The organism is Kitasatospora sp. RG8, assembly GCF_017813315.1.
Taxonomy (GTDB): Bacteria; Actinomycetota; Actinomycetes; order Streptomycetales; family Streptomycetaceae; genus Kitasatospora.
Genome location: NZ_JAGIYX010000004.1, coordinates 1 through 21,856, shown reverse-complemented (window position 1 = coordinate 21,856; position 21,856 = coordinate 1). Strand labels below are relative to the sequence as shown.

At 70.4% G+C, this 21,856-nt stretch carries 14 protein-coding genes; all 14 read right to left on the bottom strand.

Features of this window, described 5'->3' with window-relative positions:
- Positions 1 to 16: 16 nt before the first annotated feature.
- Positions 17 to 1,240, bottom strand: coding sequence for an ABC transporter ATP-binding protein (locus J5Y04_RS07760; RefSeq protein ID WP_245204466.1), 1,224 nt, complete (start codon positions 1,238 to 1,240; stop codon positions 17 to 19).
- Positions 1,230 to 2,282: an ABC transporter ATP-binding protein gene (locus J5Y04_RS07755; RefSeq protein WP_209411127.1), complete on the bottom strand. Its 1,053-nt coding sequence runs from the start codon at positions 2,280 to 2,282 to the stop codon at positions 1,230 to 1,232. Before J5Y04_RS07755 ends, J5Y04_RS07760 begins: the two co-directional genes overlap by 11 nt.
- A gap of 15 nt (positions 2,283 to 2,297) precedes the next feature.
- The gene (locus J5Y04_RS07750) at positions 2,298 to 3,212 is read right to left on the bottom strand and encodes an ABC transporter permease (RefSeq protein WP_245204487.1); all 915 of its coding nucleotides are present in this window, start codon (positions 3,210 to 3,212) and stop codon (positions 2,298 to 2,300) included.
- A 76-nt stretch (positions 3,213 to 3,288) separates the two neighbouring features.
- Entirely contained in the window at positions 3,289 to 4,215 is a 927-nt protein-coding gene (locus J5Y04_RS07745; RefSeq protein ID WP_209411125.1) for an ABC transporter permease, read from the bottom strand.
- A gap of 131 nt (positions 4,216 to 4,346) precedes the next feature.
- Positions 4,347 to 5,966, bottom strand: coding sequence for an ABC transporter substrate-binding protein (locus tag J5Y04_RS07740; protein ID WP_209411124.1), 1,620 nt, complete (start codon positions 5,964 to 5,966; stop codon positions 4,347 to 4,349).
- 172 nt (positions 5,967 to 6,138) lie between these two features.
- Positions 6,139 to 7,158, bottom strand: coding sequence for an ABC transporter ATP-binding protein (locus J5Y04_RS07735; protein WP_209411123.1), 1,020 nt, complete (start codon positions 7,156 to 7,158; stop codon positions 6,139 to 6,141).
- Positions 7,151 to 8,200, bottom strand: coding sequence for an ABC transporter ATP-binding protein (locus tag J5Y04_RS07730; RefSeq protein ID WP_209411122.1), 1,050 nt, complete (start codon positions 8,198 to 8,200; stop codon positions 7,151 to 7,153). Before J5Y04_RS07730 ends, J5Y04_RS07735 begins: the two co-directional genes overlap by 8 nt.
- Positions 8,201 to 8,219: 19 nt before the next feature.
- Positions 8,220 to 9,161, bottom strand: coding sequence for an ABC transporter permease (locus tag J5Y04_RS07725; protein WP_209411121.1), 942 nt, complete (start codon positions 9,159 to 9,161; stop codon positions 8,220 to 8,222).
- Entirely contained in the window at positions 9,154 to 10,098 is a 945-nt protein-coding gene (locus J5Y04_RS07720; protein ID WP_209411120.1) for an ABC transporter permease, read from the bottom strand. Before J5Y04_RS07720 ends, J5Y04_RS07725 begins: the two co-directional genes overlap by 8 nt.
- Positions 10,099 to 10,187: 89 nt before the next feature.
- Positions 10,188 to 11,822 carry an ABC transporter substrate-binding protein gene (locus J5Y04_RS07715; protein ID WP_209411119.1) on the bottom strand — a complete coding sequence of 545 codons (1,635 nt, stop codon included), beginning with the start codon at positions 11,820 to 11,822 and terminating at the stop codon, positions 10,188 to 10,190.
- 431 nt (positions 11,823 to 12,253) lie between these two features.
- Positions 12,254 to 14,155 carry a translational GTPase TypA gene (gene typA / locus J5Y04_RS07710; protein ID WP_209411118.1) on the bottom strand — a complete coding sequence of 634 codons (1,902 nt, stop codon included), beginning with the start codon at positions 14,153 to 14,155 and terminating at the stop codon, positions 12,254 to 12,256.
- Positions 14,156 to 14,438: 283 nt separating this feature from the next.
- Positions 14,439 to 16,220, bottom strand: coding sequence for an ABC transporter family substrate-binding protein (locus J5Y04_RS07705; protein WP_209411117.1), 1,782 nt, complete (start codon positions 16,218 to 16,220; stop codon positions 14,439 to 14,441).
- Positions 16,221 to 16,313: 93 nt separating this feature from the next.
- Entirely contained in the window at positions 16,314 to 18,926 is a 2,613-nt protein-coding gene (locus tag J5Y04_RS07700) for a SpoIIE family protein phosphatase (protein WP_245204465.1), read from the bottom strand.
- A 308-nt stretch (positions 18,927 to 19,234) separates the two neighbouring features.
- The coding region (locus J5Y04_RS07695; RefSeq protein WP_307852991.1) for a SpoIIE family protein phosphatase at positions 19,235 to 21,856 on the bottom strand (2,622 nt) is incomplete at its 5' end.

Here is a 21,856-nt window from a genome sequence, read left to right as displayed (position 1 = left end):
GATCCGGACGACCGTGTCAACCGGTTTCCGGCGGCGGTGGGGCGGACCCCCCACCGTTCTCACTCTCGGCGGCGGACGGCCCGCTCTCGCGCTCGGCGGCGGACGGCCCGCTCTCGCGCTCCGCCGCGCTCTGCCCGATCTCGCGCTCCGCCGCGCTCTGCTCATTTTCGCGCTCCGCCGCGAAGTGACACGCCGAGTCGTGCCGGGCGAGCCCGTCCAGCCACACGGGCCCGGCCAGCAGCGGCACCTCCACCGCGCAGCGCTCCTGCGCCTTCCAGCAGCGGGTGCGGAAGCGGCAGCCGGACGGCGGGTTGGCCGGCGACGGCACGTCCCCGGTGAGCACGATCCGGTCACGGCTCTCGCGCGCCGTCGGGTCCGGCACCGGCACCGCGGAGAGCAGCGCCTGGGTGTACGGGTGGGTCGCGTGGTCGTAGATCTCCAGGTCGGTGCCGATCTCGACCATCTTCCCCAGGTACATCACGCCGACGCGGTCGGAGATGTGCCGGACGATCGAGAGGTCGTGCGCGATGAACATGTACGAGAGGTTGAACTCGCCCTGGAGCTGCTCCAGCAGGTTGATCACCTGCGCCTGGACGGAGACGTCCAGCGCGGAGACCGGCTCGTCGCAGATGATGATCTCGGGCTTGAGTGCGAGGCCACGGGCGATGCCGATGCGCTGGCGCTGGCCGCCGGAGAACTGGTGCGGGTACCGGTTGATGTACTCCGGGTTCAGGCCGACGACGTCCAGCAGGTCCTGGACGGCCTTGCGGCGGTCGCCCTTCGGAGCCACCTCGGGGTGGATCTCGAACGGCTCCCCGATGATGTCGCCGACCGTCATGCGCGGGTTCAGCGAGGTGTACGGGTCCTGGAACACCATCTGGATGTTCCGGCGGACGGCCTTGAGGGCCGCCCCGGAGAGGTGGGAGATCTCCTCCCCCTTGTAGCGCACCGACCCGCCGGTGGCCGGCTCCAGGTTCATCAGCACCTTGGCCAGCGTGGACTTGCCGCAGCCCGACTCCCCCACGATGCCGAGCGTCTCGCCCTGGACGAGGTCGAAGGAGACGCCGTCCACCGCCTTCACCGCGCCGACCTGCTTCTTGAAGAGGATGCCCTTGGTGAGCGGGAAGTGCTTGACCAGGTCCCGGACTTCGAGGATCGGCTCGCCCGGCGGCACCTCCTGCGCGAACGCGACCTCCTCCGGCACCACCGGCCCCAGCGCGCTGGCCCCGTTAGCGGTCATGGAGGGTCTCCTTCCAGAAGAAGCAGGCACTGCCCCGCCCGGCCATCTCCCTGCCGTCGTCCTCGGTGACCGGGAAGAGCTCCGGCACCTGGCCGCGGCAGATCTCCTGGGCCCGCGGGCAGCGCGGGTTGAAGGCACAACCCGGCGGGATCCGCAGCAGGTTGGGTGGCAGGCCCTTGATCGCGTACAGCTCCTGGCCCTTCTGGTCCAGGCGCGGGATGGAGTCCAGCAGGCCGCGGGTGTACGGGTGGGCGGGCCGCGCGTACAGCTCGTGCACGGGCGCCGTCTCGACGATCCGGCCGGCGTACATGACGGCGATCTTGTCCGCGACGTCGGCGACCACGCCGAGGTCGTGGGTGATCAGGATCAGGCCCATGTGGTACTCGGCCTGGAGCTCGGCCAGCAGGTCCATCACCTGGGCCTGGACGGTGACGTCCAGGGCGGTGGTGGGCTCGTCGGCGATGATCAGGTCCGGCTCCAGCGCCAGTGCCATCGCGATCATGATGCGCTGGCGCATGCCGCCGGAGAACTGGTGCGGGTAGTCGTTGACCCGCTGCTTGGCGGCGGGGATGCGGACCCGGTCCATCAGCTCGACGGCCTTCTCCTTGGCCTCCTTGCGCGAGGCGTTGTGGTGGGCGCGGAACATCTCGCCGAGCTGGAACCCCACGGTGAGCACGGGGTTGAGCGAGGAGAGCGCGTCCTGGAAGATCATCGCGATCTTCTGCCCGCGGACCTTCCGCCGCTCCTCCCTCCCCATCTTGAGCATGTCCTGGCCGCGGAACCGGATCTCGCCCCGGGGGATCCGGGCGGGCGGCATGTCCAGGATGCCCATGATCGCCTGCGCGGTCACCGACTTGCCCGAACCGGACTCGCCGAGCACCGCGAGCGTCTCCCCCGCCCGGACGCTGTAGTTGACCCCGTTGACCGCCCTGGCCACCCCGTCCCGGGTGACGAACTCGACGTGCAGGTCGCGGACGTCCAACAGCGGCCCCTCGTAGGGCGCCTCCCGGTTCGGCTTGCCGGTGTCGACAGCTGTGGTCACGATGAGTCCCCTCGCTCAGCGAAGCTTCGGGTCGAGGGCGTCGCGGACCGCGTCGCCCAGCATGATGAAGGCCAGCACGGTGATGGAGAGCGCCGCGGCCGGGAAGAAGAGCACGTACGGGGCGGTCCGGATCACCTTCTGCGCGGAGGCGATGTCGATGCCCCAGGAGATGGTCGGGTCCTGCAGCCCGATGCCGAGGAAGCTCAGGGTGGCCTCGGTCGCGATGTAGCCGCCCAGGGCGATGGTGGCGACGACGATCACCGGGGCGAGCGCGTTCGGCAGGATGTGCCGGAACATCAGTCGCCCGGTGCCCGCGCCGAGCGCCCGCCCGGCCACCACGTAGTCGGCCTGTTTGACGGTCAGGACGGCACCGCGCATGACGCGCGCGATCTGCGTCCAGCCGAGGACCGCCAGGGCGATGACCACGCTCCACACCGTGCGGGCGGAGAAGGCCCCCAGCAGGACCAGCGCGCCGAGCAGCAGCGGAATGCCGAAGAAGATGTCGATGATGCGGGAGATCACGGCATCCACCGCGCCGCCGAAGTACCCGGCGATCATGCCGGTCAGCCCGCCGAGCAGGGTGACCCCCAGGGTCACGAAGATGCCGACGGTGATCGACGCCCGGGCCCCGTAGATCACCCGGGCGTAGATGGACCGGCCCTGGCCGTCGTAGCCGAACCAGCCGGCGCCGAAGAAGTCCGTCCAGTCCGGACGCTTGAGGAAGTCGTGGATCAGGTCGGACTTCCGGGGGTTGGCGTCCGTGAACGCCCAGGGGAAGATCGACATCAGGATCAGGAGCACGATCAGCAGCGCCGAGATCAGGAAGATCGGGCGCCGCCGGAGGTCCCGCCAGGCGTCGCCCCAGAGGCTGCGGGCCTCCTCCCGTTTGGCCGGGTCCCCCTCCACCAGGGTCTCCAGCTCGACCGCCATGCCCTGCTCGCCGGCGAAGTCCAGGTGGTCGACGCCGGGCTTGGGGTGCCGCTCGTACGAGCTCTCGTCGTGCACGTCAGGCATAGCGGATCCTCGGGTCCAGGACCGCGTAGAGCAGGTCGACGATCAGGGAGGCGACGAGGTAGACGATCACCAGGACGGTCACGATGCCGACCACGGTGGGCCCCTCCTTCTGGTTGATCGCCCGGTACAGGACGTTGCCGATGCCCTGCACGTTGAAGATCCCCTCGGTCACGATCGCGCCGCCCATCAGCGCGCCGAGGTCGGTGCCCAGGAAGGTGACCACCGGGATCAGCGAGTTGCGCAGCAGGTGCCGGGAGATGATGGTCCGCCGGGGCAGGCCCTTGGCGACCGCGGTGCGCATGTAGTCCGCCCGCAGGTTCTCCCCGATCGACGTCCGGGTGAGCCGGGCGACGAACGCGAGGGAGAGCGAGCCCAGCACGATCGCGGGCAGGATCAGCTGGGAGAGGTCCTTGGAGTTCTGGACGGTCGGAGTGACCCAGCCCAGGTTGGTCGCGAAGATCGTCTGGGCGATGTACGCGAGCACGAACACCGGGATCGAGATCACCACCAGGGTCAGGACCAGCACCAGGGTGTCCTGGATGCTGCCCCGCCTGAGGCCGGAGACCAGGCCCAGCGCCAGTCCCACGATCAGCTCGAAGGCGAAGGCCATCAGGGCCAGCCGGATCGTGACCGGGAAGGCGTCCGCCATGATGTCGGTGACCGACCGGCCGGTGAAGCTCGTCCCGAAGTCGCCCTGGAACAGGTTGCCCATGTAGTGCAGGTACTGCTTCCACAGCGGCTGGTCGAGGTAGTACCGGTGCTTCAGGTTGGCCACCACCGCCGGGTCGGCCGCCTTGTCCCCGAACAGCGCCGCGACCGGGTCGCCCGGCAGCGTGTAGACCATCAGGAAGATCAGGAATGTGGAGCCGAAGAACACCGGGATCATCTGCAGCACCCGCCGCAGCACGTAACTTCCCATCCGAGCCTCCTTCCTAGGTGACTGGGTGACTGGGTGACTGGTCGGCCCGCGACCGGGGGCGGCGGGCCGTCGGACCTAGTGCCCGGGCCCCGCCCCCCGTGCGGGGAGGGCGGGGCCGGCACGGGTGACTGTCAGCCCTTGACCTCGACCTGGGTCCAGGCCGGGTTCCCGAAGGAGTCGAACGCCACGTTCTGGACGTTGCTGGAGTAGCCCGAGTTGGTGCGGTAGTACCAGAGCGGGATCGCCGGCATGTCGGTGGCCAGCACGGCCTCGGCCTGCTGGTAGCCGGTCACCGAGCCCTGGACGCTGTCCGCCTGGTCCGCCTGGGTGGACAGCTTGTCGAACTGCGCGCTGCTGTAGCCGAAGTCGTTGGACGCGGCGCCGGTGCGGTAGACGTCGGCGAGGAAGTTGGCGTTCAGCGGGTAGTCCTGCACCCAGCCGGTCCGGAACATGCCGTCGATCTGGTGGCCGGTGATCGCCGCACGGGCGGTCTTGAAGTCGGGCTTCGGGTCACCGACGCAGTCCACGCCGGTGCTCTGCCGGATCGAGTTGCAGACCGCGTCGACCCACTCCTTGTGGCCGCCGTCCGCGTTGTAGGTGATGGCCAGCTTGTTGCCCGGGACGCCGCCGCCCTGCGCGATCAGCTGCTTGGCCTTGTCCGGGTTGAACGTGCAGAACTCGCCGCACTGGCCCGCCTTGTACCCCTCGACTCCCTCGGCGACCCAGGCGCTGGCGGGCGCGCGCGACCCCTGGAGCACCGTCTTGGTGATGGTGTCGCGGTCGATCGCCATCGAGATGCCCTGACGGACCTGGGCCTTCTCCGGTGCGGCCCAGTCCGCCTGGTACAGCGTGAAGCCGACGTTCTGGATGGCACCCTGCGGGGAGTCGATCGCCCGGTCGCCGAGGTCGTTCTTGTACGTCGCCAGCGCGGACGGCGGGACCTGGTCCATCACGTCCAGGTTGTTGGACTGCAGGTCCGCGTAGGCGGCCTCGGCGGTGCTGTACATCTTGAAGACGACGCCGCCGTTCTTCGGCTTGTCGACGCCCTGGTAGTTCGGGTAGGTCTTGGTGACCACCTGCTGGTTGTGGTCCCAGCTGACGAACTGGTAGGGGCCGTTGCCCACCGGCTTCTGCCCGTACCCGGTCGGGTCGCTGAAGAAGGCGTCCGGCAGCGGGGAGAAGGCGATGTACCCGAGCTTGTACTCGAAGTACGAGACCTTGTTCCTCAGCTTGATGGTGAAGTGCGTGTCGTCGACGACGGTCAGGCCGGACATCTTGGTCGTGGTCGGCTGGCCACTGGCGGGGTGGACGTCCTGGTAGCCCTCGATGTCGGAGAACCAGGAGCTGTTGATCTGGTTGTTGGTGGTGGTCGCGGCCCAGTTCCAGGCGTCCACGAAGTTGTTCGACTTGACCGGCGTGCCGTCGTGGAAGGTCCAGCCGCTCTTCAGCGTGACGTTGAACGTCTGCGAGTCGCTGGTGTTGATGCTGTCCGCGACCTGCATCCGGATCGTGGCGTTGCTGGGGTCGTAGTCCACCAGCCCCTTGAAGAGGTTCTGGATGATGCGACCGCCACCGGTCTCGTTCGCGTTCGCCGGCTGCAACGGGTTCTGCGGCTCACTGCTCTGGTAGCTGAAGGTCTTGCTGCTGTCCGACGAACTGCCGCCGCCTCCGCTGCTGCTGCACCCACTGGCCACCAGGGCCACGGATGTCGCGCCGGCGAGGACCCATCGAGCACGAGTGGCTGCGGGCATGGAGGTCCCTCCTCAAGGTGTGTGTCGCATCACACCCCATGAGAAGCTCGCCCCGGTGACGGCGCGAGTCGGGTACCCCCGGACGGGTGCAAGGGACCCCACCAGGAGTTGACGGAACGCCGGAAGGGCCCGCGGCACGACGGCCGCGGGCCCTTCCGGGGAACGCTCGGGATCAGACGGCGGCGGCCGTCTCCCGCACCTCGGCGAAGTGGCACGCCGACTGGTGCTTGGCCGGGCCGCTCAGCACCTCCGGCACCGCCAGCAGCGGGACCTCGGTGGAGCAGCGGTCCTCCGCCTTCCAGCAGCGGGTGCGGAAGCGGCAGCCGGACGGCGGGTTGGCCGGCGAGGGGATGTCGCCGGTCAGGATGATCCGGTCACGGCTCTCGCGCGCCGTCGGGTCCGGCACCGGCACCGCGGAGAGCAGCGCCTGGGTGTACGGGTGCGTGGCGTTGTCGTAGATCTCCTCGTCGGTGCCGATCTCGACCATCTTGCCGAGGTACATCACGCCGACGCGGTCGGAGATGTGCCGGACGATGGAGAGGTCGTGCGCGATGAACATGTACGACAGCTCGAAGTCGCTCTGCAGCTGGTCGAGCAGGTTGATGACCTGCGCCTGGACGGAGACGTCCAGGGCGGAGACCGGCTCGTCGCAGATGATGATCTCGGGCTTGAGCGCGAGGCCGCGGGCGATGCCGATGCGCTGGCGCTGGCCGCCGGAGAACTGGTGCGGGTACCGGTTGATGTACTCCGGGTTCAGGCCGACGACGTCCAGCAGGTCCTGGACGGCCTTGCGGCGGTCGCCCTTCGGAGCCACCTCGGGGTGGATCTCGAACGGCTCCCCGATGATGTCGCCGACCGTCATGCGCGGGTTCAGCGAGGTGTACGGGTCCTGGAACACCATCTGGATGTTCCGGCGGACGGCCTTGAGGGCCGCGCCGGACAGCTTGGAGATGTCCTCGCCCTTGAACAGGACCTGGCCGGAGGTGGCCCGCTCCAGGTTCATCAGCACCTTGGCCAGCGTGGACTTGCCACAGCCGGACTCGCCGACGATGCCGAGCGTCTCGCCCTTCATCAGGTCGAACGAGATGCCGTCGACCGCCTTGACCGCGCCGACCTGCTTCTTGAAGAGGATGCCCTGGGTCAGCGGGTAGTGCTTGACCAGGTCCTTGACCTCCAGGATGGGCTCAGCCATGGAGGGTCTCCTTCCAGAGGTGGCACGCGCTGCGGCGGCCGGTGAGCTCCTTGCCGTCCTTGTCGGACACCTGGTGCAGCTTCGGGATCTCCGTGCGGCACAGGTCGGTGGCGAAGTCACAGCGGGGGTTGAACGCGCAGCCGGCCGGAACCTTCAGCAGGTTCGGGGGAAGGCCCTTGATCGCGTACAGCTCCTGGCCCTTCTGGTCCAGGCGCGGGATGGAGCGGAGCAGGCCCTTGGTGTAGGGGTGCGCCGGGTTGGCGTACAGGTCGCGCACCGGGGCGGTCTCGACGATCCGGCCCGCGTACATGACGGCGATCTTGTCCGCGACGTCGGCGACCACGCCGAGGTCGTGGGTGATCAGGATCAGGCCCATGTTGTACTCGGCCTGGAGCTCGGCGAGCAGGTCCATCACCTGGGCCTGGACGGTGACGTCCAGGGCGGTGGTGGGCTCGTCGGCGATGATCAGGTCGGGCTCCATGGAGAGCGCCATGGCGATCATGATGCGCTGGCGCATGCCGCCGGAGAACTGGTGCGGGTAGTCGCCCACGCGCTGCTTGGCGGCGGGGATGCGCACCCGCTCCATCAGCTCGATGGCCTTCTCCCGCGCCTCCTTCTTGGAGGCGCCGCGGTGCACCCGGAACATCTCGCCGAGCTGGGCACCGACGGTCATCACCGGGTTCAGCGAGGAGAGCGCGTCCTGGAAGATCATCGCGATCTTCTGGCCGCGGATCAGCCGGCGCTCCTCCTCCTTCATCGCGAGCATGTCCTGCCCGCGGAAGAGGATCTGGCCCTGGCTGATCTTGCCGGGGGGCATGTCGAGGATGCCCATGATGGTCTGGGCGGTCACCGACTTGCCGGAGCCGGACTCGCCGAGCACCGCCAGGGTCTCACCGGCGGACACGGAGTAGTTGACGCCGTTCACGGCCTTCGCGACGCCGTCCCGGGTGTGGAACTCCACGTGGAGGTCCTTGACCTCCAGCAGCGGGGTGCCAACCTCAAGGCGGCCGCTCTTCTGGTTCTTCTCGATCACGGTGGTCATCGGGTCGTCACCTCTTCTCTCAGCGGAGCTTCGGGTCGAGGGCGTCGCGGACCGCGTCGCCGAGCATGATGAAGGCCAGCACGGTGACGCTCAGCGCGGCCGACGGGAAGAGCAGGACGTGCGGGGCCGCCAGGAAGCGGACCGACGCGTCGCTGATCATCAGGCCCCAGGAGATCTCCGGGGACTGCACGCCGATGCCGAGGTAGGACAGCGCCGCCTCGGCGCCGATGTAGACGCCCAGGCTGATCGCGGAGATCACGATGACCGGAGCGATGGCGTTCGGCACGATGTGCCGGAAGGTGATCCGGCTGCTGCTGGCGCCCAGCGCACGGGCCGCCATCACGTAGTCGTTGTGCTTGTTGGACAGCACCGAGGCCCGCATGATGCGGAAGATCTGCGGCCAGCCGAGGATCGCCATCACCAGCGAGACGGTGTAGGCGTTGCCCTTGCCGAGCATCGACATGATCAGCATGCCGCCGAGGAGCAGCGGGATGGAGAAGAAGATCTCGGTGAAGCGCGACAGGATGCTGTCGACGATGCCGCCCTTCCAGCCGGCCAGCAGGCCGAGGAGGGAACCGGCGACGGTGACCAGCAGCGTGGTCAGGACACCGACGATGATCGAGTTGCGCGCGCCCCACACCGTGCGGGTGTAGACGTCGCAGCCCTGCACGTCGTAGCCGAACCAGTGCTCCGCGCTCGGGCGCTTCAGGGAGTTGGCGAGGTCGCAGGCGCCGCCGTCGAACGGGCTGCCGTCGGTGAACCACCCGGGCACCGCGGAGATGACCAGGAGGAAGAACACCAGCACGGCGCCGATGATGAAGACCGGGTTGCGGCGCAGGTCGCCCAGCGCGTCCGACCAGAGACTGGCGACGCGCTCCGGCTTCTGGTTCTTCGCCGGGTCGGCCTTCGGGCTGTTGTCCTCGGGCTGGGCCTCGGGGCCCTTCGTGATCGTGTCACTCATAGCGGATCCTCGGGTCGAGCACGGCGTACAGCAGGTCCACGAGCAGGGTGGTGATGAGGTAGATCATCACCAGCAGGGTGACCATGCCGACGATCACCGTGCCCTGCTTCTGGTACACGGACTGGGCGAGCAGGCCGCCGATGCCGTGCATGTTGAAGATCTTCTCGGTGATGACCGCGCCACCCATCAGGCCGCCCAGGTCGGCACCGAGGAAGGTGACGATCGGGATCAGCGCGTTGCGCAGCGCGTGACGGCCGATCACCCGACGGCGCTTCAGGCCCTTGGCGACCGCGGTGCGGACGTAGTCCGCGCGCATGGTCTCCATCAGGCTGGTGCGGGTCAGACGGGCGACGTACGCCAGCGAGGTGGACGCCAGGACGAAGGCCGGCAGCAGGTAGGCCCGCAGTCCGTCCTCCTCGTTGAAGGAGACCGGGAAGAAGTCGATGCCGTAGTCGTTCTTCAGCTTCACGCCCAGCACCAGCTGGAGGATGAAGCCGGTGACGAAGACCGGGATCGAGATCACGAACAGCGTGCTGATGAGCACCAGCTGGTCGATGAACTTGCCCTTGCGCAGGGCCGCCATGACACCCGCCAGCACGCCCATGACCGCTTCCATGATGAAGGCGACCAGGGCGAGGTTGACGGTGTACGGGAACGCCTCACTGATCATGTCGGTCACAGCGCGACCGGTCAGGCTTTCACCGAGATCCCCCTGGAAGACCCCCGAGATGTAGTTCCAGTACTGGACCAGGAAGGGGTCGTTCAGGTGGTACTTCTGGCGGATCATCTCCGCCACGATCGGGTCGGCTCGCTTCTCGCCGGCCAGCGCCTGCACCGGGTCACCGGGCAGATAGTGGACCAACGCATAGATCAGCAGCGTCGCACCGAGCAGGACAGGGATCGCCTGTATCAGTCGGCGGATGACATAGCGGCCCATCAGACCTCCACACTTTCGGACAAGGAAGGGAGGCGGGAGGACTCGGACTGTGGTCCGGTCCTCCCGCCCCCGTTCGTCTGACTACCGGATCAGCCGGCGAGCTCGACGTCGGCCAGGTTCATGCGGCCCTGAGCGTCGGTGTCGAAGTTCTTGATCTTCTTGCTGTACGCCGCGGAGGACATGTAGGTGTACACCGGGATGTACGGCAGGTCCTGGACCAGGACGTCGTCGGCCTGCTGGTACAGCTTCATGGCCTCGTCGTCCGTCTTGGCCTGGTCGGCCTGGTCCAGCAGCGCCTCGAACTTGTCGTTGACGTAACCGCCGTAGTTCGAGCCGTTCTCGATCGCGACCTTGGAGAAGATCGGGCGCAGGTAGTCCTCGATCGACGGGTAGTCCATCGACCAGGCCATGCGGAAGGCACCCTGGTACTGCTTCGCGCCCAGCGCGTCCAGGATCTTGCCGAACTTCTCGAACGGCTTGAAGGTGACCTCGACGCCGAGGTTCTTCTTCAGCTGGTTGCCGACGGCCTCGACCCACTCCTTGTGGCCGCCGTCAGCGTTGTAGCCGAGCTCGATCGTGTTGTTCGGGACACCGCCGGCGGTGGTCCACAGCTCCTTGGCCTTGGCCGGGTCGTACTTCGCCGCGTCGCCCATGGCGCCCTTGCGGTAGCCCGGGATCAGCGGGTTGACGAAGTCGTCGGCCGGGACGCGGGTGCCCGAGAAGATGGTCTTGGTGATCGCCTCGCGGTCGATCGCCATCGAGATCGCCTTGCGGATCTCCGGCTTGCCGTAGGCGGCCGGGTTGCTGGCGATCGGGAAGCCGATGTAGCCGACGCCGGACTCCGGCTTGTAGATGTAGCGGTCGCCGAACTCGCTCTTGACGGTCGCCAGGGCCGAGATCGGGAGCTTGTCGGTGGCCTGGATGTTGTCGGCGCGCAGGTCGTTGTACGCGGTGTCCAGGTTGTCGTAGATCTTGAAGGTGACGCCCTGGAGCTTCGCCTTGCCGTCCGAGGCCGGGAAGTTCTCGTAGCGCTTGACCTTGATCTGCTTGTTGTGCTCCCAGCTGCCGTCCATCTCGAACGGGCCGTTGCCGATCGGCTTGTCGCCGAAGGCCTTCGGGTCGGCGTAGAACGCCTCCGGCAGCGGGTAGAACGGGTTGTACCCGAGCATGGTCTTGAACTGCGAGAACGGCGCCGACAGGGTGACGGTGAAGGTCTTGTCGTCGACGACCTTCAGGCCCTTGAGCTCGGTGGCGGTGGGCTTCTTGTCCTTGCCCGGGGCCAGCTCCTCGGAGCCCTCGATCTTCGCGAAGAAGGGGAGGCCCTCGGCGGCGTTGTCCTGGTTGGCGCCCCAGTTCCACGCCTTGACGAAGGACTTGGCGGTGACCTTCTCGCCGTTGTGGAAGGTGTAGCCGTCCTTCAGCTTGATCGTCCAGACCTTGCTGTCGGCGGTCTCGATCGACTCGGCCACGCGCAGGGTCGGGGCGTTGGTCTTGAAGTCGTAGTCGACCAGGCCGGCGAAGAGGGCGTTCTCGACCTCGGTGCCCTCCGACTCCGCGGTGTTCTGCGGAACCAGACCGTGCTGCGGCTCACCGAGCTGGACGGCGATGCTGCCACCGCCAGAAGAAGCCTTGTCTTCGCTCTTCGAGCTGGTGCTGCAAGCGGTAGCCGCGAGGGCGATAGCGGTCGCCGCGACGATCCACTTGGTCTGGGTTGCACCGCGCATGGGGGATGCCTCCTGAAATCGACTTTCCAACGAGGAGAGCACCGCGGGCGGCTGACGCCGCTTCCGTTGTGCCGTCCGCGCTCGTGGTTTCGGCGCGCACCCCTGCGCGTTAACCCTTGACCCGAGCCTGACTGCACCCACTATGTGTCACGCACGGACACGAAAGTGACCACTGCCGATCTCAATTAGGTCACATGAACGGTCGGTAAGTTTCGAAAATCGGACATATGAGGCATACCCAGACAGGCATTAAACGGACAGTCGTCATGAATGACGGACTGTCACGTTCGCTCAGCGGACACCCTGCCGTGGTAAGCGCTATTCCGTTTATACGCGCGTCGACAACTTGGAGTAGTTGAAAACGTTCGCCCCCCTCTCCATTGGAAAGGGGGGCGATCGATTCAGGCCAAAGGGCCCTCAGAAGGAAGAGATCACGCCTTCTTGGCCCGCGAGGCAGTGCGTCCGCGGTCCTTCTGGTCGAGGACGACCTTACGGATGCGAACCGTCTCCGGGGTCACCTCGATGCACTCGTCCTCGCGGCAGAACTCCAGCGACTGCTCCAGCGAGAGCTTGCGCGGCGGGACGATCGACTCGGCAACATCCGCGTTCGAGGAACGCATGTTGGTGAGCTTCTTCTCCTTGGTGATGTTGACGTCCATGTCGTCGGCGCGCGAGTTCTCGCCGACGATCATGCCCTCGTACACCTCGGTGCCCGGGTCGCAGAAGAGCACGCCGCGCTCCTGCAGGTTGGTCATCGCGAAGGCGGTGACCACACCGGCCCGGTCGGCGACCAGCGAGCCGTTGTTGCGGGTGGTCAGGTTGCCGAACCACGGCTCGTGACCCTCGTGGATCGAGTGCGCGATGCCCGTACCGCGGGTGTTGGTGAGGAACTCGGTCCGGAAGCCGATCAGGCCGCGGGACGGCACGACGAACTCCATCCGGACCCAGCCCGAGCCGTGGTTGGACATGTTGTCCATCCGGCCCTTGCGGACGCCCATGAGCTGCGTGACCGCGCCCATGTGCTCCTCGGGGACGTCCACCGTGAGGCGCTCGACCGGCTCGTGGGTCTTGCCGTTGACCTCCTTGGTGACCACCTGCGGCTTGCCGACGGTCAGCTCGAAGCCCTCGCGGCGCATGGTCTCGATCAGGATGGCCAGCGCCAGCTCACCACGGCCCTGCACCTCCCAGGCGTCCGGGCGCTCGGTGTCCAGCACGCGCAGCGAGACGTTACCGATCAGCTCGCGGTCCAGGCGGTCCTTCACCTGGCGGGCGGTGACCTTGCGGTCCTTGACCGCGGCCTTGGCGTCCGCGCCCTTGCCCGAGCCACCGCGGCCGACGAGCGGCGAGGTGTTGGTGCCGATGGTCATCGAGATGGCCGGCTCGTCCACCGTGATCAGCGGCAGCGCGATCGGGTTCTCGGTGTCGGCCAGGGTCTCGCCGATCATGATCTCCGGGATGCCGGCGACGGCGCAGATGTCACCCGGGCCGGCCACCTCGGCCGGCTTGCGGGTCAGCGCCTCGGTCATCAGCAGCTCGGAGATGCGGACGTTGGAGATGGTGCCGTCGCGCTTGATCCAGGCCACGGTCTGGCCCTTGCGCAGCTCGCCCTGCTCGACGCGGAGCAGCGCGATGCGGCCGAGGAAGTTGTCGGCGTCCAGGTTGGTGACGTGGGCCTGGAGCGGCGCGTCCTCGTCGAAGGTCGGGGCCGGGACGTGCTCCAGGATGGTGGAGAAGAACGGCTCCAGGCTGTCGCTGTCCGCGGGAACGGTGCCGTTCTCCGGCTTGGTCAGCGAGGCGACGCCGTCACGGGCGCAGGCGTAGACGATCGGGAACTCGATCTGGTCCTCGTCCGCGTCCAGGTCCAGGAACAGGTCGTAGGTCTCGTTGATGACCTCGTCGATCCGGGCGTCCGGGCGGTCCGTCTTGTTGATGCAGAGGATGACGGGCAGGCGCGCGGTGAGCGCCTTGCGGAGCACGAAGCGGGTCTGCGGAAGCGGGCCCTCGGAGGCGTCCACGAGGAGGACGACCGCGTCCACCATCGACAGACCGCGCTCGACCTCGCCACCGAAGTCGGCGTGACCGGGGGTGTCGATGATGTTGATGGTGATCGGGGCCCCGCCGTCCTTGGGGTGGTACTTGACGGCGGTGTTCTTCGCGAGAATGGTGATGCCCTTCTCGCGCTCCAGGTCGTTCGAGTCCATCATGCGGTCGTCGAGCTGCTGGTGGGCGGCGAACGCACCGGCCTGCTTGAGCATGGCGTCGACCAGGGTGGTCTTGCCGTGGTCGACGTGGGCGACGATGGCGACGTTACGGATGTCGTTGCGCGTGGGCATGCCTAGCGGATTCTCCCGGAATCGTGGGTTACGGCGCCCGGCCGCGAGACGCCGACCGGCGATCCCTGTTGATCGCCGCCGCCCGTTCCGCCTGCTACTACCGGTCCACCCGCCGGGCAGGACATGCCACGGCTTCCTCCTATCGTACGGGGAACCGCCCAGGTGGGCCGAAACGAGCAGGTCGGGCGGGATCAAGATCACAGCTGGATCACGTCCCGTTCACCCGGCGGACGCCTCCTGACCCCGGCCGGGCGGGCCTCCGCGGGCACCGGGGCGGCCCCGGTCAGCCGGTGAGCAGACCGACGTCCTGGAAGCGGGGCCAGCCGTAGCCCCAGGCGCCCGCGCCGGCGATGCCGGTCCGGACGGCGACCAGCTCCGGGCGCTGGAACAGCGGCACCGAGTGGCCGAGCTGCCAGATCCGGGTGTCCGCCTCCTGGAGGAGGGCGAGGTGGGCGGCCGGGTCGAGTTCGGCGGCGGCGCGGTCGAAGAGGCGGTCGATCTCCTCCGTCCCGGAGCGGCCGTAGTTGGCGCCGGTCTCCAGGGCGCCGTCCGGACCGGGGCGGGGCTTGGCGTAGACGGGGCGCTGGTCGACGGCGGGGGTGGGGCCGGCCGGCCAGGAGAAGAGGGCGAGGTCGTAACCGCCGGTGGCGAGGCCGGTCCGGACGAAGGTCTCGGCGGGCACCGCCTGCGGGCGGACGGCGATGCCCGCCCCGGCGAGGCCGGTCGCCAGCGCGTCGGCGGTGCGGCGGGCGGTCGCGGAGTCCGAGGGGATCAGCAGGGTGAGCGAGAGCTGCCGGCCGTCCTTGGTCCGGGTGCCACCGCCCTTGGGCCGCTTCCAGCCGGCCGCGTCCAGCAGTCTGCCCGCGTCCGCCGGGCCGAGGGCGTCCGCGTTGTCCCGGTAGCCGTCCTGGTCCCCGGCGAACAGGTGGCTGCCGAGCGGGGCGGGGGCGAGGCCGAGCGGGGTGAGGGCGGCGTCGGCGATCCGCCGTCGGTCGACGGCCCGGGCGAGGGCCTGCCGGACGGCCGGGTCGGTGAGCGGGGCGCGGGCGGCGTTGAGGGTGAGCTGGGTGAGCGAGGCCGCGGCGGCCCGGTGCACGGTGACGCCGGGCAGCGCCTCGGCCCGGCGCAACGCCTGGGTGGCGGCCTCGGCGCGGTCGGCCGAGGTGCCGGGCGCCGCCTGGGCCCGGTCGACGGCCGCGGTGATCGGTGCGATGTCCAGCCGGTCCTGGTCGAGCGCGTCGAGCCGGCGTTCGGGCGGGGTGGCGAGGAAGTCGATCCGGTCGGCCTTGGGCTCGTCCCCCCACCAGAGCGGGTTGGGGACCAGGGTGACCCGCCCGCCCGCCGGGTCGTACCCGTCCTGCCCGGAGAGCACGAACGGCCCGGCCGTCGGCTGCGGACCGCCGGCCAGCGGCCGGTTGAAGGCCACCGGGGAGGCGGTCACGGCGGCGGGGTACAGCGGTCCGAAGAGCGCCCGCCACTCGGCGCAGGGCTGCCGGAAGGTGACCTTGACCTCGGCGGGGTCCGCGCCCTGGGTGATCGAGTCGATCGCGTCGTAGCCGGCCGGGCGGGTGCCCGTGTAGGCGGGGTCGAGGCCGGAGAGGGCGGCCCGCTGGGCGGAGAAGTCGGCGGCCGAGAGCGGGGTGCCGTCGCTCCAGACGGCGTGCGGGTTGAGCCGGTAGGTGACGACCTGCGGCAGCCGCCCGGGCGGGGTGGACTCGGCGCCGAGCAGGTAGTCCGGGTCGGGGACGGCCCGGCCGTGCTCGTCCGGCCGGAACAGCGCGGGGTAGAGGGCGTGCGCGAGCAGCGCCGAGTCGGCGGTCGCCGCGGACTGGTAGACGTTCAGCGTGGCGGGGACGGCGTCCAGCGCCCAGCGCAGCGTGCCGCCGTCCCGGACCCCGGCCCGGTCGTACGGGCGGACGTCACCGGTGACGGCGGTGGGGGCGGCGGAGGACGGGACGGGCGCCGGGGTGCGGGCCGGGGCCGGGGCTCCGGAGCAGCCGGCCAGGGGCCCGGTGGCGAGCAGCAGCGCGGCGACGGCGGCTGCGGTGGGCTGGCGGACGCGCATGGCGGCCATCGAACGCCGCCGGGCCGCGGCCCGGCCCGCCGACACGGCGGGCCGGCGGGCGACTGCACCCGGACGGCCGACAGCCCGTCCGGGTCAGAGCGACAGCTCGAACCAGACGATCTTGCCCTTGGGCGTGCGCCTGCTGCCCCAGCGCTCGGCCAGCAGGCTGACGAGCTGGAGCCCGCGGCCGCCCTCGTCGGTCTCCTGGGCACGCCGCTGGCGCGGCTGGGCGTAGCCGTCGTCCCAGACCTCGCAGACCATGGAGCTGTCGCGCAGCAGCCGGAGCCGGATCTCGCCCCTGCCGTGCCGCAGCGCGTTGGTGACCAGCTCGCTGACCAGCAGCTCGGTGGTGTCCACCAGCTCGTCCAGGCCGCGCGCCAGCAGCCAGCTGCAGGCCTGCTCGCGGGCCTTGGCGACGGAGGTGGGCTCGGGCGGCAGGAACCACTGGCCGACGGCGTCCTCGGGGAAGGCGTGCACCTTGGCCATCAGCAGGGCGATGTCGTCCTCGCCGTGGTGCGGGTTGAGCTCGCCGAGGACGTGGTCGCAGAGGTCCTCCAGGCCCTTGCCGCCGGCCGACAGCGCGGTGCGGAAGGCGCGCAGGCCCTCGTCGAGCTGGTGTTTGCGGCTCTCCACCAGGCCGTCGGTGTAGAGGCCGAGCACGGCGCCGTCCGGCAGGGTCAGCTCGACCTCCTCGAACGGCTCGCCGCCCACGCCGAGCGGCAGGCCGGGCGGCACGTCGAGCATCCGGGCGGGTTCGCCGGGGCTGAGCAGGACGGGCGGCAGGTGGCCGGCGTTGGCGAAGGTGCAGCGGCGGGTGACGGCGTCGTACACCGCGTAGACGCAGGTCGCGAGGTAGACCTCGCGGGCCTCCTCGTCGGCGGTCGAGGTGAGCCGCCCGTACGGGGCGGGCGGCGCCGCGGGCGCGGTGTCGTCGCCGAGGCCGCGGGCGATCTCGTCGAGGGCGGTCAGCACCTCGGCGGGGTCGAGGTCGAGCATGGCCAGGGTGCGGACGGCGGTGCGCAGCTGGCCCATGGCGACGGCGGCGCGCAGGCCGCGGCCCATCACGTCGCCGATGACCAGGGCGGTGCGGTTGCCGGGCAGCGGGATGACGTCGAACCAGTCGCCGCCGACCTCGGTGTTGTTGTTGCTGGGCAGGTAGCGGCAGGCGATCTCCAGTCCGCTGGCGGCCGGGTTGCCCGGGGGCAGCAGGCTGCGCTGGAGGATCAGGGCGCGCTCGTGCTCGCGGCGGTAGAGCCGGGCGTTGTCGATGCAGACGGCGGCCCGGGCGACCAGCTCCTCGGCGATGGCGACGTCGCGGGCGTCGAAGGGCTCGCTGCCGATCGCCCGGGAGAGCTGGACCAGACCGAGCACCTGGTCGCGGGCGACCAGCGGGACGATCAGCGTGGAGCGCAACAGCGGGTCGGGCCCGGGCTCGGGGACGACGCTGCGGCCGGTGCGCAGCGCCCGCGCGTGCGGGGAGCGGCGCGGGTAGCAGAGGGTGCCGCCGGCCTCGGCGATCGGCAGGCCGGTGACCGACCCGAGCACCGAGGAGGCTCCGCCGACCACGCTGGAGACGGCGACCCGGCGCAGTTCGCCGCTGCCGTCGGTGAGCACGCCGTCGCCGTAGCGGCCGGCGCTGGGGACGGTCTCGCCGGAGAGCAGCGCGGTGTAGAGGTCGACCGTGGCGAGGTCGCAGAACGGCGGGACGACGACGTCCAGCAGCTCCTTGGCGGTGGTCTCCAGGTCGAGCGTGGAGCCGATGTGGGCGCTGGCCTCGTTGAGCAGCGCCAGGTTGCGGCGCACGCCGTCGGCCTCGCGCTCGGCCACGTGCCGGCTGGTGACGTCCGAGACCTGCCCGGCCACGCCCATCGGCCGGCCGGCCGAGCCGTCGAGCCGGTAGAGCGAGACGGCCCAGAGCCGGTTGCCCTCGCGGGTCGGGACGGCCGAGTGGAAGCGCAGGTCGAAGACGGGCTGGCCGGTGGCGAGCACCTTGCGCAGCGCGGCGGTCAGCCGGTCGGCCTCGGAGCTGGGGAAGAGGTCGTGCGCGGTGAGGCCTTCGAGGTCGGTGGGAGCGAGGCCCATCCCGGAGGCGAAGGCGTCGTTGACGCGCTGGAGCCGGAGCCGGTCGTCGAAGAGGATGAAGCCGGTGGGCGTCTGGCCGAAGACGGCCTCGGAGGCCGCGAGGTCGGTCTCGATCCGGCGCAGCCGGCCGAGGTCGACGGCGAGACAGGTGGCGCCCGCGGTGGGCAGCGCGGTGTCGGGCATCAGGTAGAGCTCGGCGAGGCCCTCGCCGCCGGTGGCGTCACGGTAGGGCGCGGTGCCGACCCACTCCTCGCCGGCCAGGGTGCGTTCCAGCCGGGCGCGGCCGCGCTGCCAGAGCTCGCGCGGCACGAAGGTGGTGATCGGGTCCGAGCCGACCGCCTCGACGGCGGGCAGGCCGAAGAACTCCGCGGCGCGGTCGCTCCACTGGCTGATCCGGCCGTCCGGGCCGATCGCGAAGGTGGCGACCCGGATGTAGTCGTAGATCGAGCCCGGGTCCCCGGCGCCCCACTGGCCGGTGCCGGCCGCCGGGCGGGCGGCCTGGCCCTGCCCGGGGGGTGCGGCCTGGGAAGCCGCCGGGGCGGGCAGGTGTGGGGAACCGGCCTGCCCGGGCACAGCGGCATGACCGCTGCTGCTCGGCGCACTACGCGCCGGGGTGCTGTTCAACGGACCGACCCCTCCAAACCCGCGACCGTCCGGATGCCGAGAAGACCGAGTATTCATCATCGAGGGGTACGTTCACACGCCCTCAACATCACAACATCAGATCGGGCGAAGGTTTTTGTCCTACCGCCCGCGCAACCACAATGCCACGCTCGCGCCCCCTTCCGGAGCGCGCGCTCCCCCCGGCCTCCCGTTGGCATATGCGGCTCCGTTCTACTCGCGTCCTGCTCGGCCCCGGTACCCGCCCGGCTGCGCCCGGCGGAGGACGTCCGCCCGCGCGCACCTCTTGACGGTTGGCTCGCCGCGTTCGCTCACGGCTCGTCGGGCTCATTACCCGGCAGTGGCTGCTCGAACCAGACGACCTTGCCCATGCCCTCCGCCCGGGCGCCCCAGCGGAGCGCGAGCCGGCGGACGAGTTCCAGGCCCCGGCCGCCCTCGTCGGCCTCGGCCGCGTGGCGTTCGCGGGGCGGGTCGGGCAGCGGGTCCGAGATCTCGACCAGCAGCGTCTCGCCCAGCGTCAACCGTACGCCGATGGGTGCGCTCGCATAGCGGACCGAGTTGGTGACCAGCTCGCTGACCAGCAGCTCCGCGGTGTCCGTCAGCGCCTCGACGCCCCACTCGGCGAGCGTGGCGCGGACCAGCCGGCGGGCCCGGGAAACGGCTGTCGGCTCCGCGGGCAGCGTCCAGCCGGCCGTCGGGGTGCCGGCCTGGCCGTGGCCGAGCCTGGCCAGCAGCAGCGCGACGTCGTCCGGCTCGCGGCCCTGCTCCATGGTGTCCAGCACCGCCTCGCAGGCGGCCTGGATCGAGGCGTGGGGCTGCTGGAGGACGGTGACCAGCCGGCCGAGGCCGACGTCGAGGTCCTTGTCCCGGGACTCCACCAGGCCGTCCGTGCAGAGGGCGAGCAGGCTGCCCTCGGGGATCTTCAGTTCGACCGCCTCGAACGGGACGCCGCCGACGCCGAGCGGGGCACCGGAGGGCAGGTCGAGGATCCGTCCGGCGCCACCGGGCAGCGGGCCGCCGTTGCGGGTCGGCTCCTCGGCCCCCTCGCCCGGCACGATCAGCACGGGTGGGATGTGGCCGGCCTTGGCGACCGTCAGCCGGGCGGTGGCCGGGTCGAACACCGCGTAGACGCAGGTCGCCAGCAGGGCCTCGTCCGGCCCCTGGGCGAGGTCGTCGGCCAGCTCGTGGACGTGCCGCAGCAGCACGTCCGGCGGAAGGTCCAGGGCGGCCAGGACGCGCACGGCGGTCCGCAGCCGGCCCATCGTGGCGGCGGCCCGCAGGCCGTGCCCCATCACGTCGCCGACCACCAGTGCGGTGCGGTCCCCGGGCAGCGGGATGACGTCGAACCAGTCGCCGCCGACCTCGGTGCCGCTGCTGCCGGGCACGTACCGGTAGGCGACCTCCACGCCGGTCGGCTGTGGGACCTGCTGCGGGAGCAGGGTGCGCTGCAGGGTCAGTGCGGCGGTCCGCTCGCGGGCGTAGAGCCGGGCGTTGTCCAGCGAGCTGCCGGCCCGGTCGGCCAGCTCGACGGTGAAGGCGAGGTCGTCGCGGTCGAAGCCCTCGCGGTAGCCGGCCCGGCTGACCAGCAGCAGGCCGATCACGATGCCGCGGGCGCGCAGCGGCACCACCAGCATCGAGTGGACGCCCAGGTCGTGGGCGGCCTGCATCTTGGGGTCGCCCGGGTAGGTGACGTCGTCCAGCTGGTCGGCGCCGGAGAGCAGCTCCGGGACGCCCGTGCGCAGCACCCGGCCGCAGGCGGAGTCCTCGGCGAAGGTGATCCTGGCGCCGCGGCGCAGCATCACTTCGACCTCGGGGCCGTCCTGGACGGAGGCGGTGCCCAGCTGGAGCAGCGAGGTGCGCCGGTCGTGGCCGTGCCGGGGCAGGTCGTCCCCGTGCGCGACGGCCTGGAGCAGGATCACCGCGGAGTGGTCGGTGAGCCGGGGGACGACGGCACCGGCCAGCTCCTGGGCGATCCGGGAGGCGTCCAGGAGGTCGCCGACCCGGGAGCCGAACTCGTTCAGCAGCGAGAGCCTGCGCCGGGCGTGCTCGACCTTGGCCACCGCCCGGTAGCGCTCGGTCACGTCCATCACGGTGCCCGAGATCCCGAGCACCCGGCCGGCCCGGTCGGTCATCCGGCTGTAGGAGATCGAGCGGTAGCCGGAACGGGCGGTGACCGGCGAGGCGAGGGTGACGTCGATGACCGGCTCGCCGGTGGCCAGCACCTGGCGCTGGATCGCAGTGATCTCGTCGGCGGCACGCTCGGGCAGGGTCTCGCCGGTGGTGAGCCCCACGTGGTCCTCGGTGGCCATGCCGTTCATCTCGGCCAGGGTCTGGTTCACCGCGGTGTAGCGCAGGTCGGTGTCGAGGATGGCGATGCCCAGGGGGGACTGCTCGAACAGCGCGTCGCGGACGGCGAGGTCCCGCTCGACGGCCCGGACGGCGCCCGCCTCGGCCAGGTTGACCTGGAGGAACGGGGTGCCGTCGCCGTCCACCAGCAGGGAGATCCGGGCGTCGAGGGCGACGGGTGCGCCGTCGCGGTCGCGCAGTTCGGCGGGGCCGGCCCAGCGGCCGTGCCGCAGGGTGTCCTGGATCGCCGCGCGGATCCGGCCGACCTGCTCCTCGTCCGGGATCAGCTCGTCGATCCGGCGGCCGACCAGCAGCTCGCTCGGCCAGCCGAGCAGTTCCTCGGCGGCCGGGCTCCAGAGGACCACCCGGCCCGCGGTGTCGAGGATCGCGATGGCGACCCTGACCACGTCGAGCAGGTTGCCCTCGTTGTGGTCGCCCGGGCCGCCCGGCTCCGGGCCGGGGCCGCCGGGGAAGGGCCGGCCGGGGCGGCTGCGGATGCCCGCCGGCGGGGCTGCGTCGACGACCACCAGGGGCGGCGCGGCCTGGTCCGGCGGCGGGGCGTCGGGGGCGGGGGCCTCCCCGCGGCG

Excerpts from the sequence above, each read along its gene's own strand:
- J5Y04_RS07760 (WP_245204466.1), bottom strand. The coding sequence starts at position 1,240 with ATGACCGCTAACGGGGCCAGCGCGCTGGGGCCGGTGGTGCCGGAGGAG.
- J5Y04_RS07750 (WP_245204487.1), bottom strand. The coding sequence starts at position 3,212 with ATGGCGGTCGAGCTGGAGACCCTGGTGGAGGGGGACCCGGCCAAACGG.
- J5Y04_RS07745 (WP_209411125.1), bottom strand. The coding sequence starts at position 4,215 with ATGGGAAGTTACGTGCTGCGGCGGGTGCTGCAGATGATCCCGGTGTTC.
- J5Y04_RS07740 (WP_209411124.1), bottom strand. The coding sequence starts at position 5,966 with ATGCCCGCAGCCACTCGTGCTCGATGGGTCCTCGCCGGCGCGACATCC.
- J5Y04_RS07735 (WP_209411123.1), bottom strand. The coding sequence starts at position 7,158 with ATGGCTGAGCCCATCCTGGAGGTCAAGGACCTGGTCAAGCACTACCCG.
- J5Y04_RS07730 (WP_209411122.1), bottom strand. The coding sequence starts at position 8,200 with ATGACCACCGTGATCGAGAAGAACCAGAAGAGCGGCCGCCTTGAGGTT.
- J5Y04_RS07725 (WP_209411121.1), bottom strand. The coding sequence starts at position 9,161 with ATGAGTGACACGATCACGAAGGGCCCCGAGGCCCAGCCCGAGGACAAC.
- J5Y04_RS07720 (WP_209411120.1), bottom strand. The coding sequence starts at position 10,098 with ATGGGCCGCTATGTCATCCGCCGACTGATACAGGCGATCCCTGTCCTG.
- J5Y04_RS07715 (WP_209411119.1), bottom strand. The coding sequence starts at position 11,822 with ATGCGCGGTGCAACCCAGACCAAGTGGATCGTCGCGGCGACCGCTATC.
- typA (WP_209411118.1), bottom strand. The coding sequence starts at position 14,155 with ATGCCCACGCGCAACGACATCCGTAACGTCGCCATCGTCGCCCACGTC.
- J5Y04_RS07705 (WP_209411117.1), bottom strand. The coding sequence starts at position 16,220 with ATGCGCGTCCGCCAGCCCACCGCAGCCGCCGTCGCCGCGCTGCTGCTC.